Annotated in this window: 17 protein-coding genes; 5 read left to right on the forward strand and 12 right to left on the reverse strand. The window is 34.8% G+C overall.

Annotation, left to right across the window (positions count from 1 at the left end):
- Positions 1–72: 72 nt before the first annotated feature.
- On the reverse strand, positions 73–1,209 hold the full coding sequence (locus AACV01_RS12955) for an AAA family ATPase (protein ID WP_036918470.1): 1,137 nt from the start codon (positions 1,207–1,209) through the stop codon (positions 73–75).
- Positions 1,196–1,909 (reverse strand): RNA ligase family protein, encoded by a 714-nt coding sequence (locus tag AACV01_RS12960; protein WP_004248257.1) that lies wholly within the window; start codon positions 1,907–1,909, stop codon positions 1,196–1,198. Before AACV01_RS12960 ends, AACV01_RS12955 begins: the two co-directional genes overlap by 14 nt.
- A 385-nt stretch (positions 1,910–2,294) precedes the next feature.
- Between AACV01_RS12960 and AACV01_RS12965 the strand changes: the two genes are divergently transcribed.
- On the forward strand, positions 2,295–3,083 hold the full coding sequence (locus AACV01_RS12965; protein ID WP_004248258.1) for a glucose 1-dehydrogenase: 789 nt from the start codon (positions 2,295–2,297) through the stop codon (positions 3,081–3,083).
- 98 nt (positions 3,084–3,181) lie between these two features.
- On the opposite strand, the gene AACV01_RS12970 is transcribed toward AACV01_RS12965, so the two are convergent.
- Both AACV01_RS12970 and AACV01_RS12975 read right to left on the reverse strand, forming a co-directional pair.
- Complete coding sequence (locus AACV01_RS12970) at positions 3,182–3,736, reverse strand: YiiX/YebB-like N1pC/P60 family cysteine hydrolase (protein WP_036918473.1); 555 nt, start codon at positions 3,734–3,736, stop codon at positions 3,182–3,184.
- Positions 3,733–4,140 (reverse strand): DUF4878 domain-containing protein, encoded by a 408-nt coding sequence (locus AACV01_RS12975; protein ID WP_004243305.1) that lies wholly within the window; start codon positions 4,138–4,140, stop codon positions 3,733–3,735. The genes AACV01_RS12970 and AACV01_RS12975 overlap by 4 nt, the downstream gene beginning before the upstream one ends.
- 770 nt (positions 4,141–4,910) lie before the next feature.
- Here AACV01_RS12975 and AACV01_RS12980 point away from each other — a divergent pair.
- Together AACV01_RS12980 and AACV01_RS12985 are read left to right on the forward strand one after the other, a co-directional pair.
- On the forward strand, positions 4,911–5,168 hold the full coding sequence (locus tag AACV01_RS12980) for a hypothetical protein (protein WP_004243308.1): 258 nt from the start codon (positions 4,911–4,913) through the stop codon (positions 5,166–5,168).
- Positions 5,169–5,275: 107 nt separating this feature from the next.
- Entirely contained in the window at positions 5,276–5,968 is a 693-nt protein-coding gene (locus AACV01_RS12985; RefSeq protein ID WP_004243309.1) for an XRE family transcriptional regulator, read from the forward strand.
- A gap of 19 nt (positions 5,969–5,987) precedes the next feature.
- Here AACV01_RS12985 and AACV01_RS12990 read toward each other — a convergent pair whose 3' ends face one another.
- The 4 genes from AACV01_RS12990 to AACV01_RS13005 all read right to left on the reverse strand — a co-directional run bounded on the left by AACV01_RS12990 (position 5,988) and on the right by AACV01_RS13005 (position 9,483).
- Entirely contained in the window at positions 5,988–6,611 is a 624-nt protein-coding gene (locus tag AACV01_RS12990) for an ABC transporter ATP-binding protein (protein ID WP_012368025.1), read from the reverse strand.
- Positions 6,605–7,381 carry an ABC transporter permease gene (locus tag AACV01_RS12995; protein ID WP_004243311.1) on the reverse strand — a complete coding sequence of 259 codons (777 nt, stop codon included), beginning with the start codon at positions 7,379–7,381 and terminating at the stop codon, positions 6,605–6,607. Before AACV01_RS12995 ends, AACV01_RS12990 begins: the two co-directional genes overlap by 7 nt.
- A 98-nt stretch (positions 7,382–7,479) precedes the next feature.
- A complete protein-coding gene (modA, locus tag AACV01_RS13000) occupies positions 7,480–8,235 on the reverse strand; it encodes a molybdate ABC transporter substrate-binding protein (protein ID WP_004250908.1) in 756 nt (251 codons plus the stop codon).
- 264 nt (positions 8,236–8,499) lie between these two features.
- Entirely contained in the window at positions 8,500–9,483 is a 984-nt protein-coding gene (locus tag AACV01_RS13005) for a sugar-binding transcriptional regulator (protein WP_004243314.1), read from the reverse strand.
- A gap of 367 nt (positions 9,484–9,850) precedes the next feature.
- Here AACV01_RS13005 and cutA point away from each other — a divergent pair, with 367 nt between their 5' ends.
- Together cutA and sra are read left to right on the forward strand one after the other, a co-directional pair.
- Positions 9,851–10,159 (forward strand): divalent-cation tolerance protein CutA, encoded by a 309-nt coding sequence (cutA, locus tag AACV01_RS13010; protein ID WP_004243315.1) that lies wholly within the window; start codon positions 9,851–9,853, stop codon positions 10,157–10,159.
- 406 nt (positions 10,160–10,565) lie between these two features.
- Positions 10,566–10,799, forward strand: coding sequence for a stationary-phase-induced ribosome-associated protein (sra, locus tag AACV01_RS13015; protein WP_004243316.1), 234 nt, complete (start codon positions 10,566–10,568; stop codon positions 10,797–10,799).
- A 98-nt stretch (positions 10,800–10,897) separates the two neighbouring features.
- On the opposite strand, the gene AACV01_RS13020 is transcribed toward sra, so the two are convergent.
- The 4 genes from AACV01_RS13020 to AACV01_RS13035 form a co-directional block, all read right to left on the reverse strand.
- Positions 10,898–11,950: a DNA polymerase beta superfamily protein gene (locus AACV01_RS13020; RefSeq protein WP_161683027.1), complete on the reverse strand. Its 1,053-nt coding sequence runs from the start codon at positions 11,948–11,950 to the stop codon at positions 10,898–10,900.
- Complete coding sequence (locus AACV01_RS13025) at positions 11,934–12,713, reverse strand: nucleotidyltransferase domain-containing protein (protein WP_004250905.1); 780 nt, start codon at positions 12,711–12,713, stop codon at positions 11,934–11,936. Before AACV01_RS13025 ends, AACV01_RS13020 begins: the two co-directional genes overlap by 17 nt.
- 378 nt (positions 12,714–13,091) lie before the next feature.
- Entirely contained in the window at positions 13,092–13,586 is a 495-nt protein-coding gene (locus AACV01_RS13030) for a hypothetical protein (protein WP_161683029.1), read from the reverse strand.
- A gap of 15 nt (positions 13,587–13,601) precedes the next feature.
- On the reverse strand, positions 13,602–14,060 hold the full coding sequence (locus AACV01_RS13035) for a hypothetical protein (protein WP_004250892.1): 459 nt from the start codon (positions 14,058–14,060) through the stop codon (positions 13,602–13,604).
- Position 14,061: the final 1 nt, after the last annotated feature.

A 14,061-nucleotide genomic window follows, 5' to 3' on the forward strand; every position in this document is an offset into this window, starting at 1 on the left:
AATAATTAAGGGCTATTTTATGGTAAGTAAAATAGCCCTTTTCTTAGTTGTATGATCTTAATATAACTAGCCTTAAATCAAATTTTGAGCTTCCCCATCAACCCAATAAATCACGTTAAGCGCTTCTTCTGGTGTTGGGACTTCCAGTTTGCTCAACATTCTTTCCATCACTTTATCGGGAACCGCTTCCTTTCTTGCGCTGTTTTGTTTTTTCCATTGCAAATAAGGGACTTCAATATATACCAATGTCACTTTAGCTTGATAACGATAAAACAGAGCAATAAGTTGATTACGCATTTGTTTAGTAATATTTGTTGCATTCCAAACAAAAGGCTTATGCTCTCTTAAATATATTCTCGCTTGCTCTTTGGCAAGTTGTGCAATCCATCCATTCGCATCACGATCATCTGGTTTTATATTATGCTGCTGACGTAATGCATCTAAACTTACCACAGGCATATCTGCACAATATTGGCGAATATAACTATCTTTGCCCATTCCCGGTAGCCCACAAAGCACAATAACTTCACTTCCTTGCTCAGGATAAGGTTCATAGTGAGGATCGACATTATTTTCACTATGAAAATAGTGAAATCGAGCGCCATCAGAAATAAATCGTGCGGGTGTTCTCCAACAATTTAATTCTTCACAGTAAAGTGTAAATAACGCTATTTTATCCAATAAAGCGGGCTTATCTTCACAGCTTCGTCCCAGAACATCCGCCTTAGCCAGCAATGCCAATAAATAGCAATCTACTCTTAACGAAGCCGCTAATAAGGCTTTTTTAGGATCGGGTTTATCCATTAACCATAAAGGTAATCCGTGATAGCGTACTAATGCCGCAATCTGTTCTCTATCAATAAAGCTAACCGGCACTTTTTCATATAAAAAACGTCTTGTCGTTAATTCTCCTTTACGAGCATGGCCTGGCGAAATAATTCGCCCATTCTCTTCACGGGTAGTTGAACGTTTTTCTACATCATGTAAAAGTGCTGCAATCCATAGAATTTGTTGCTCTCTTTCTGACAGCTCTTGGTATTCAGGGAGTGATTTTATAGCGTGGATCACCTGCTGTGTATGAATAGCTACATCACCTTCAGCATGGTGGATCGGATCTTGTCTAACACCGGACATATCACTAATTTCATCATAGTACTCACCAAGTTGTTCCCATGACATTTCGCTATGTAATTTTTTATGAAGCATCATGAGACTCCTGTGTTTTTTCCCAAATCAGTGGCGCTCTTTTCCAATTACGTTTCCAATGCACATCTGTTTTAACATGATCTTTTCTCACATATTTAAACACCCGATGTGAAAATTCATCTAATGAAAATGCTTGAGCATCTCGTGTGACAATGCCTTCCATCGCACTTGGTTTCTTGGTTAACACATCTCGTGATTGAAAAGAGCTATGCTTTTGTGCGTGTAAAACAATATTCTTTTCAAACTCTATTTTATTTTCCGATTTTGGTAGCGAGATTTCCGGTACGGTGGGTAAATCAAATAAAGTGGCATAAAATTGCACTTCTTCCCAACTTAGCCATTTATCCTGACAACGTATGGCAAAAACATAGAAATACTCTTCCAAGTGTTGGTATTCAATAGAATGAATGGCATAAAGATTTTCACCAAAAATATCTAAATTACCTAAATCATTTTTGATGGATTGCCAACGCTGGCGTAGTTGTACTGTCCATGCAGATTGTGTCGGAGTCGCATGAGAGCGAGCAAAAACCCCCATTCGATTTAAGCAATTATTTTCACCATCTAATTTTTCAGTATGAATAAGATGCTTTATTTTGCAGATATCTTGCCACCAATTGGCATTAATACGATCATCGCTTGTTGTGCCTGGTGAAAAAGGATAGTGATATGTTCTGTCATATTTTTTTGATTGATTATTCATTGTGTTATACTCATTAAGTAACAGGAACCCTACTAAATTTATATTAAAATTCAGTGAGTATATTTATCTGTATTTGCACTATTTATCTTCAGTGCCTTAATGCGTATTACATAACCACAACCTAATAACTCAAAAATAACAAAAGAAATAATTTTTGACATACTACCTGTATTATCAAGATAGCACTAGAAAAAAATGTTTATATTTATTATTCATTTTCTCTCAATTTTTTTCGTTATTTAACACTCCATGATGATTGTTCATCTATCCTTAATAGGGTGACAACGCTAATAATGTCACTCTATGGGTATTTATACTTAAATAATGATAAATATCTTAATCCTCAGTCGCTGTTTACATAACGATATTGCACATGGGAGGTAGTATGTATCACGATCTTCAAGGAAAAGTTGCTGTAGTAACAGGTTCGTCACGAGGAATTGGTGCAGCAGTAGTGACGAGATTAGCTCAAGAAGGAATGAACGTTGTTATCAATTATCACTCTGATGAAAATGAAGCTCAAGCATTAGCCGATAGCTTAAATAAACATGGTAAAGGTAAAGCAATTATTTTTGGCGGTGACATTAGTGATGAAAAAATTGCTCATAACTTTATTTATAAAGCGATTGACCACTTTGGTCAGCTCGATCTTCTGATCAATAATGCGGGAATTGAGACACAAACCCCTTCCCATGCAGTGAATTTAGAAGATTGGCGTAAAATTATTGATATAAATTTAACCAGTTATTTTCTAACGGCTCGCTCCGCATTGAAATATTTCGTTGAGAATAAGATCAAAGGCAATATTATTAATATGTCTTCTGTTCATGAAGTGATCCCATGGCCGACTTTTGCTAGTTACGCTGCCAGTAAAGGTGGCGTGAGAATGTTAACGCAATCACTAGCTCTTGAATATGCACACTATGGTATTCGTATTAACGCCATTGGCCCAGGTGCTATTAATACCCCAATAAATAAAGAAAAAATGCAAGATGATGCGTTGCGCAAAGAATTAGAAGAGATGATCCCAATGAAATATGCCGCAGAGCCTGAAGCAGTGGCTAATGTTGCTGCTTGGTTAGCATCGGAGCAATCTACTTATATTACTGGACAAACTATTTTCATTGATGGCGGTATGACACTTTATCCTTCATTTCAAGGTGGAAAAGGTTAAAGCCGTTCACTGTCGTCCATACCGTTAAGATAACCTTCTTTCCAAATTTTGCGGTTTATTTATACTTATTCTTTGGGAAGAAGGCTTTTATCCTTAATTTATTCAATCAAAATAACATTTTCGGAATGGATAATATTATCAGGAAAAATAAGTGCTCTTTCAGAAATAAACGGCATATGTAATGTACGTGTGCCCGTTGAAATAGAAACCCCTGCTTTTAGCCATGCATCAGCCACCAGCTCTGTACAATAAACACCTTTATCTTGCTGAATACTGAAGTTTTCCCCTACTCGATTTAAAACAGCTTCTAACGCTTGTTGTCGTGCTTGTTCGCTTCCACGCACTTGGTAAAAGCGTACAGAATTAGGCTTAGCACGACTGATAAAGAAATCCAAACTATCGATAGTAACACCATCTTTACTATCAGCATGTTCACTGGGTGTTGAGTGAACAACCTGTATACCTTGCTCAGTTATCCACAACATTCCTACGTGGCTGAACCCGCTGTTATCAACTTGCTTTATTATGTCGCTAATAACTTCATCACCATCGCGAAAAACCAGATCACCACTTTTTAACTGATGAGGCAAAGCGAGCACAGTCAATGTGCTCGCTAAGTATAAAGTTAATGCAAGAGTAAAGCGTATTATCACTTAACTTCAACTTTCCATTTGCCATCAACTTTGATCATATTTTGGTTTTCTGTTTTTTCTTCACCATTTTTCAACACTGTTTTGAGTGTGACAACGGCTTTATTTTTATCTTCGCTGTATTCAACTTTTGCTACTTCAACCTTACCCAAGCCACCTTGCTCTTTAATTTTTTTGCCCGCTTCAGCAACGATCATTTTAAATTTGCCGGTAATTTGCTCTGCCATTGGATCTTTTTCTAAATCACCAAAATACATTAATGACACAGCCTTATCACCATCACCGGAAGCGACAGCTTCAATAAATTCAACCGCGGCTTTTCCTGCTTCGTCTTGTTTATCACCACATGCAGATAATGTCATCATTGCCACCGCAAGAAACATAAATCCCATCATTTTCTTTAACATAAATTCACCATCACCATAAATATTTAATTTAATACAATAAGCATCTTATATAAAAAGGAAAACCATCTCATACAACACACTAATTTATTTATAAACTATGTTTGTGCAATAGAAAAATAACTTTTCTATCGCGGAATTATACGTGACATTAATAGGTTTCGTCATAAATTTTTTTTAATATAGAATAATCCTAGTAAAAAATATTTGAAAAAATCCCCCCAACAATCGAGTAAAATATTTCTATCTATATTTATAAAAAAATATTGAATATATAATGAATCTAAAAGTGAGCAGAAACATTATTGCCATATAAAACTTTTTTATGTTCTATTTTTGTATTTTAATCTCGAAAAAAGAGGATCGGCAACGCATCACGCTGTCGCCATTAACACATTCAATAAAAATAGTTATCTGTTAGCGAAATAGGTAAAATGCCATATCATTGACAAAGCTTATTTTAAAACACACAAATACAGTATGTTGCAAAATCAGTTACGATAGTGATACAAAATTACAATAATGTTTATCTCAATAAAACAAATCTATTTGTTTTTTAATATTTAATCATGATATGACAACACGATTTTCTAAGTAGACCTATAACATTTCGGTGTAAAATACAAATAAAGACTAGAAATTTTGTGACACAATGCGCCTTTTTACACCATTAAGTCAATTTAAGATAAATAGAAACTGCATTTTGGATCATGAATAGGTAATCTAGCCATCTGATTTCAATGACCAAACATGAATAGTTATAAGGGTATGCTATGTTTACTTCACAGCTCATGCTGGTCGGTTATGTTTTATTAGTCAGTCCATGCGGGCATGATTCTTGTGATGCGGTTCCAGTAACAGAAACCATTTATACCAAAGATGAATGTACTATTCGCTTAAACTATCTCAAAAAGAAAAGACCCGATCTCTATATTTTTTGTGGTGAAGTATTACGTGATCCCGAAGTGACCGATGAAAATCCATACCTAACACCGCCAAATAGCGCCGATGATGTCTTTCAATTAAAATAATCACCCTTTTTCGTTGAACACCCCACAAAATACAATTTAATTTGTTTTCTAGTTACGGTATACTCTTTATACTTAAAATATGTAAGGACACGTATTAGGAGTCACTCATGTCTATTGCAAAACGCACCAAAGACAAACGTATTGCGTTAGGTTTAACACAATCTGAGCTTGCTACCTTGGCTGGTACAACGCAACAATCAATTGAACAGCTTGAGAGTGGCAAAACCAAACGCCCTCGTTTTTTACCTGAATTAGCAAAAGCGTTAAATTGTGAATTATCGTGGTTGCTCGAAGGGGATAATAAACAAACACACGCGTCTGAAATTCCTCCCCAAGATGAATGGCATTCAGTCAGTGAATGGGATAACGATACCCCTCTCAATGCTGATGAAGTCGAGATCCGTTATTTTAAAAGTATTGAACTTGCCGCTGGTGATGGCTGCTGTACTAACGAAGATCATAATGGTTATAAATTGAGATTCTCCAAAAGCACACTACGCCGCTATGGCGCTTCACCACAAAATGTGATCTGTTTTTCCGTCTATGGTGATAGTATGTCTCCGGTTATTCCAAATGGTTCAACAGTGACCGTTGATACAGGTAATACGCGGATTGTGGATGGCGGTATTTATGCTATCGAACAAGATTCATTATTTAGAATAAAATTACTCTACCGTCAGCCAGGCGGAAAATTAATTATTCGTAGCTACAATAAAGATGAATTTCCTGATGAATTTGCAGAAATTGATTCCGTTAAAATTATGGGACGCGTTATTCACTGGTCTGTGATGGCTTGGTGATCATCTGCATATTTTTATTTTAGTTTTTACTTTCTTGCACAATTTTTCCATTAGATAATAACAGCGTTTTATCTGCTAATGCTTGCAATTCACGAGGCTCATGAGTGACTATTATCATCGTTATCTGCTGTTTTTTTAATGAGATAATAAGCTCCCACAGCTGATAACGTGTTTCCCAATCCAAACTTGAAAAGGGTTCATCCATTAATAACAGTTTGGGTTGGCTAATGAGTGCTCTTGCTAATGCAACTCGTTGCTGCTCTCCCCCTGATATTTGAGATGGATAACGTGTTGCTAAATGAGCAATTCCCATCTGTTCAAGTAACGCTATCTCTTTTTCTTTACTGCGCTTTTGCTTGGCCGCATATTGTGCCAGCCATAAATTTTGCTTTACAGTGAGAAAAGGGAATAAATAAAGACGCTGATTTAAATAACGACAGGGGCGCTGCCAAACAGGTAATTTATTCATATTTTGGTTAGCTAAAACAATATCCCCTGTATAGCCGGTATAACCCGCAATAGCATTGAGTAACGTTGTTTTGCCGCTACCTGATGAGCCACTGATCCCTAAACAACACCCTTGCTCTAGGTGTAATGAAACCTCGGTTAAAATACCGGTAGTCAACGAGTGAATGGTTAACATGCTAATTTCCTATCACGCTGTAAACGGTGTAAAGCAAACAATAGAGTAATTGCAATTGCTATCAGTACTAAAGCGCAACCTATCGCAAGCGAGAAATCACCACTCGCTATATTTAAATAGATTGCCATTGGTAAGGTTTCTGTTTTTAATCGTGTGGCCCCTGCCAACATTAATGTTGCCCCAAACTCCCCTAATGCTCGAGAAAAAGCCACAATACAACCACTGATTAATACAGACCAACAAAGTGGGATCTCAACCAAAATAAGCGTTTTTGTTGGTGTTAATCCTAAATTCTGTGCGGTTTGAATATAAGCAGGATCAATAGCTTTAAACGCCGCAAGGCTATTACGCATAATGATTGCACTTGCAACATATGTTTGAGCAATAATAATCCCCAAGGGAGAAAAAAGGGCACGAGATAATTGAGGGAAAACCCCTGTTAAAGGCCCTTGATGACCTAACAATAATAATAATCCAATACCTATTACCAAAGGAGGCGTGACTAAGGGTAAATCGAGTAACGCATCAATAAAACGCTGTCCTTTAAATGACGATCTTGCCATCACCCAAGCTGCAGGTACAGCTAAGAGCACGGCTAAACACAATGATGTTAACGCGGTGCTCAGTGACATCAATACGGCAAAATGAAATTCAGCATCAGTAATAACCATGGTGAGTTCGTGATAAGAGAGTTGGCAAATTAATGCAATAAGTGATCCCAATATCAAAAATAATAATAATAAAAGTGGTATTAGTGCCCAACGATACACAGTGAAGCCTTCTCTTAATTTACTGATGACATTTATTGTAAAAATGAAAAAAGCCACCTGTGAGCCGGTGGCAAAAATACAAATAATGTGAGAAAAATCTATGGTTTTGAAATAACAGGTAGAAAACCATAATCAGTAAAAGCCTTTATTCCTTCGGGACGAGAAAAATAATCAGCCAATTGTTGTGCTTGTGTGGGATTTGTTGAAGTTTTTAATACCGCTAATGTCGCAATTTCTTCGGGGCTTCCTTCAGGTATGGGTAATAAAACTAATTTATCTTGATTTTTCATTGCATCAGCGTAACCAATAATGGCAGCATCAACCTCACCATTTAATAAATACATAAGTAACTGTTTAATGGTTGCTGTACGAACAACCACTTTATTTCGTAACTGCTCACCTTGGCCTGACGCTTCGATTAATTGTTCACCGCTTTTACCTAATGCAATTGCTTTTGCATCTCCCATACCTAATTTCAATGAACTATTTGCAAGATCTGTAATAGTTTTGATCTCCCCGATTTTATCTTTTCTGACAGCAATAACAGGAATATGACGCACAATAGGATATTGGCTAACCACCTGATTTTGTTTCGCTAATTTTTCTACATACTCTTGAGAGCCAGGAAAAAACAGATCACCTTGTTGAGTGAGATTAAAGCGTGTAAGAATTTGGCCTGAACCGCCATATTCGATAGTCACTGTATTGCCGGTTTCTTTTTCAAATAGACCAACAACTTGCTCTACAGGCTGTTTTAATCCTGCGCCAGCATAAAGATGAAGCTCTACAGCAAAGCTATTATGGCAAAATAATCCTAGCGCAAAACCTAAACCTACCAAAACTTGGCGTTTCATAACATCCTCAAACACAATATCGTTATATAATTTTTTATATAATGATAGATATGAGAAATTAAGGCAAGATCTTAGTAAGAAAAAAACAGCAAAGTGTTAGCAAGCTATCATTTTACTTTTCATCTCTAATTTATTTATTAAGATATTTTTATCACTCTGTACCTAGAATAAAAATACATAATCACTCATATTTTAATAAGCGATCTAGATGAAAAATAACAGCGATATTAATAACAAATCCTCGTTTAAACGAGGATCTCACTATTAAATACTCAATTCCAATAATGCTAATGCCGTCACTTCATCGATGACAATATCTGTAGCATATCCCCCTTTTATTGCGCCTATGGTTGCAGCAACATTTTCAACGCCTCCAGCAATAAAAATACGCTGTGGGATCTGTCTTAACTGTGCAAGACTAATTCCCATAATTCTAAGGTCGATATCAGAAAGCAGAGGATTACCTTGTGCATCATAGAATCGACCACAAATGACACCAACAGCACCTAAATCGCGATATTGTGCCATCTCATTTGTGGTGAGTACGCCTGTTGTAATCAAAGGATTGTCATCTTGAGTATTACCCACTACAAACAAAGCTTTATTACATTGATTTAAAGCAGAGAAATTACGCCGTATTATGGGTTCTGCTTGTAGTTCCATTGCCAAACGTGCATTTGACACTACAGCCGGCACATGCAAATTAATACTGCAACCTGAAAACTTATTGGCGATCAAAGCGGCAGATTCCGCAGTAGTAAAATCAGGTTGTGGAGCTACAGCCCCAATCATTTGTAACACGGTGACATTTTCTAGTGTTTTAGTGGGGAGATAGTGCCCTAGTTTATGGATTGTTCTTCCCCAAGCTACGCCTAAAATATCATCATTGCTGATTATCTGAGAAAGATACATAGCCCCTGCTTTAGCTAATCTTTCTCGATTCATATTTGATGTTTGTTGCGATTTATTCTTTTCTTCATCAGGTAAAATAAGCACATTATTAAGATTAAATTTTGCTTTTATTCTGATTGAATAATCAATCGTAGAAAATACTGATGAATCCAAGCTTATATTAACGAAACCTTTTTCTCTCGCGAGATGTAAATACTTCACAACAGTCACTCGAGAAACGCTCATAATATTTGCAACTTCACTTTGACTGAGTCCGTCCTGATAGTAAAGCCATGCAGCATAAAGAACGGGATCATTATCAAATAAACTCGCATTTTTTAGCGAATTATTATCCATTTTAAACCCCACTATTTTTTATAAATCTTATTAATAATTAATTTATTTTATATTTACGATATTGCAGAAGGTAATAACAATTTTTATTGAATATGTTCTTATAACACAATTAGATACATTTCATTTAACAACTACTAATATCGGCAAATGGGTGTTTTTCTTTACAAAAAGAAACTCAAAATATGTAAAATCCACTTAATAATGCCGTAATTATCTCATATCGAGAAAGTTTTTTTTGAAAATATGTTTTTATTCGGTTAAAAAGAGAAATCTTAGCGTTAAGTTTTAAAAAGTTTTATTTTGATGATATTAAAGTTAATTACCCTATAACAAATTAACCGTAGACCCATTAATACAGAGGAAAAATATGATTATCGCTTATTCAACAGCCCCTAATGAAACTGTCGCCCATGAAATAGCTCACCATCTTATACAGGCGAAGCTTGCAGCTTGTATTAACGTCCTTCCTAATATCAAATCTATCTATCATTGGAATAATGAAATTGTTGAAGATAATGAGGTACTTATGATGATCAAAAGCGAGAGTTCAAAACAACAGATTTTGATTGATACACTAGTAAAAATGCACCCTTACGATACACCAGAAGTCATTATTGTCCCTATAGAAAATGGGTTTCATGGTTATCTAGAATGGATACATCAAAGCCTAAATTAATGATTATTTCATTGCATTATTATCTTATTTCATCTTATTTGTGATAAAAATGATAGAATTTTGTAAATAAAACAATACTTACAATCTCAATAATGAGACAAATAAACAAAGTAAAATATTAAGATTAATTACTATTTAACTGCTAAATCATTTTTAAAAACTTTTCTTTTTGAGATTATATTTATATTCACAGAAAAAATATAAACAATAAATTATTATTAAATTTTTATAAGTCAAGGAAATGAACAATAATACGCTAATGAGCAAAGGAAAAAATAAAAAAACAACAAACTGGTTTTTATAGGTTATTATCCTAAAGAATAAATTTAACCGATATCTTACCCTAGTTATTTTCTGTTATAATTAACAAGCTTTCTCTATATTACATGTAAAAAAGGAGTGAGTTGTGAAAACAAACAGAGTCGCAAGACGTATTTTAGGTTTACCTTATAATTTAAGTCGGTCTAAAAAGAAAGTGCGTTTTTCCATTATTACGCCTACAGAAAGTGATAATCTTCCCGCAGAGTTAAAAAATGCAACTCGGATCTGTTTAAAACAAGATTTCAGAAAAAATGCGCAAAATAAGCGTATTTATATGAAATTAACCGATGCTTATCCAGATTATCTTCTAGTAAGTTAATTACTTATGCCTAATGTTAGATTATAAATAACTTTTATTTTATTATTTATAACTAATAGTTTATCCCTTACAACCTTGTAAGGGATAATAGTATTCTATTATTGATATAATTCTTTACGAATATTCACTAATACTTGTTTAATTAATTCGGGATTGATTTTTTCTGGTAATTGACTTTGTTGAAAAGCTTGCTCAATTTTTTCTATTAATATTTTGCTTCGCTCAAATAATGTTTCATAACTTAAAGCACCAGATTTAATTTCTAACAATTCATCCCTGTTATCACACCAAACTTTGACTTTTTTTTCAGTGTCAATTCCTAATGCAATATAAAGCAACCTAAAAGTGTGCATCATATTTTTACTATCGTAACTTCGTCCATGTTCAATATTTTGCTGATAGCGGGCTTCATTACGCTCTTCAACCCATTGCCAATAAGCATGATACTGCTTGCAATAGGTACTGTAGCCGTCTTTATTAAAACTAAGATAGGCTTGTAATATGGCTGTTTCAGAGACACTGCTTAGTAAAACATCGGTAGCATTATCTTTTTTTATTACGCCTTGATAATCACTATTTGGATCATAAAAAACTGCATAAAGATTTTGTGCATGATTGATTTTAACCAACCCAATATTTTGCTGCTCCCAACAACGTTTTTTAAGCCAATTATTCAGTAATAGGCTTTTTCCATCTTCAATGATATAACAGAAATCAAGGATTGTTTTTAACTCTTTATCTATAGGATCCATGATCTTCTTATTTAACCCTTGCGCTTTTTTTATTTGCCCTTGAGCATAATGCACAAAAGTCTGTACGCATTCCTTTGATAAAAACCATTCTGGGTTAAATTGCATAAATAATGGATGACGATAAATAACAACATGCTCTGGTGCATTTAATAATTCTAAAATATTAGGATTAGACGCACACAGTAATTCAACAAATCGCCCTAATTCATAATAAACGATATCATTAGTTTTATTACTTACTTGTGGCACATAATCAGAGCAATAAAACATCTCTTTAGGTAGATAAAAAACACCTTTAATATCAGTATCTGAACTGTCTGTTGCCAAATTTTGTGAACGACTACCTGAAATTGTTTCAAATAAAAGGTAAGGCTTTATATTGTCAATGGTCAGTTTCATCAAGTATTTTCCTAAACCAATTATTTAATATTTCACTATCTGGTACGGTGCGTTTCGCTAATTGAGTTGCTGTTTCTTGCCATAAAAAAGTGATCAGTTTTTGCATATTATCGGTTGGTAGCCAAGTAAAGTGTTCATCTTTATCTGCTTTAAAGCTCACTAACTCTCGAATAATTATTTGCTCATCTGTGGTTAATATATTTATTAGCTGATTAAGCTCCATCGGTGGGATATTCCCCGTTTTTACTGTCCAATAAGCAGCTAAAAGTGAACGTAATAGATAGAAATATTTTTTTAATTTTATGGGTTCATCTATCGCTTTACTTGCATGACTCTCTTCAAAATGATGTCTACTAACGGCTTTTGCGATCCCTCTATAATGATGAACAATGATTTGGGGTTGATAATATAATTGTGCCAACTCAAATAATTCTTTTTGGATACCAGCATATTGTTGATAAACAATAGGTGATTGTAACCACTCAAATAAGATAGCATTTGACTTACGTAATAGATGCAATGCTTTCGTAATATCCCAAGCTCCTACATCAAACCAATTATTTTCTATCCACTCAAATGTTTCTTTAGGTTTATCAATTGAAAGATATGCATTGCGAGGCCGTATAAAAATACCACGTACATCATAGTCACTATCCGTTGATGCGAAGCCCCAAGCACGGCTTCCACTTTCAGCAACATAAAGTAGTTTTATTTGATGCATTTGCTCTATTTGTGGCAGTTTTTTTAATATCTGATTATGCATGATGATGTTACTCGGTATTTCCTTACAACTCTTAAATTTAATAATGTTGCCAATTATGATGATGACTAGAGCTAACAATAGCAACATAACTACTTTAGTGTCTTAATTTTATAATTTATTTTTTGATACCGTCTCCTATACCGTCATTTTTTTCGGTTTTTGTCAACCATTAGCAACCATAGAAAACAAAAAAGCCACCAGTAACATACTGATGGCTCTTGGTTTTTTAACCTTTATCAACTATTGCTGATAAACGTTATTTTATTCCCACTCAATTATATTCTAGTAACTTAACTAACTGATAAATATAAATTATATTTAAATTAGATATCACTAACACCGTCATCGATACCGTCATTATGAAATCTGTCTACTTTTTCATCGGTAAGAATTGAGGAGTTTTTCCTTTGCTTTCAGCTCTGAAATACAAAGGTTGAGTGTTCTGGTATTTTCATCTGCACGCTGAGCTTCACGCCCATATCGTTCAAGTGTTTCTCGTAGTTGTCGAGAAAGTTCACTGGCTTTGGCTTTCTCAATTCGGCAGGTATTGGTGTTATCGGTACTTGCAACTTCTGTTTTCGTGGTACCGGTTGAGAGCTGCACCCTGTCAAAGTGATTAAGAACACGATCAAGCAAAGCATCTGTGCGTATCGTATCATGCTGTTGTGCATCATGATATATCTCCAACCTATTCTGCTGTTCATTGTCTGCTTGTTTACGCAGATCAATATTTGTGGCCACATCCTTTTCATCTAATTGATTACCTACAATCTGTTTACTCATTGCTCGGTTATCAAAATAAATACCGCCAGCAACAAAGCCAGCGGTAAAGGAAACAGCCAAAGCAATTAACGCTATGACGGTTTTATTCATTAATCATCACCATTATTAAATTAATGAAAAGGCTCTATCGAAAACATCATCAACATAAGGTTGTTGAGCATTTTCAACAGAAATGATTGCTTTTGCCATTTTGATTGATGTTGATTTATCAAATAGGTTTAAGCATTCGTGACGTTCAAAGCCAGTATCCTTACAAACTCGTTTAATATAATTTTCAGTATGGTTGTTATCAGATGATGGCGCCCATCGTTCTATGATTTCTTCAACAGTATCTATTTTGTCACAACCAACATTAGGCTTACCTTTTTGCTTACTATAAGTTTGAAGCAATTTCATTAATGCCCGAACACCATAATAAACATTGATAAAAGTACAAAATTTATCATCATTTTGTACTGTTGCTAGACCTTGCCATTTAGAAGAACCATGTCGAATGTTACCCGGATTATTATTTCTGATACCTCTAACGCCAGTGTTAACGTAATTGCTTTTAAAAACTGACATA

This window comes from Proteus sp. G2609 (assembly GCF_963896135.1).
Taxonomy (GTDB): Bacteria; Pseudomonadota; Gammaproteobacteria; order Enterobacterales; family Enterobacteriaceae; genus Proteus; species Proteus mirabilis.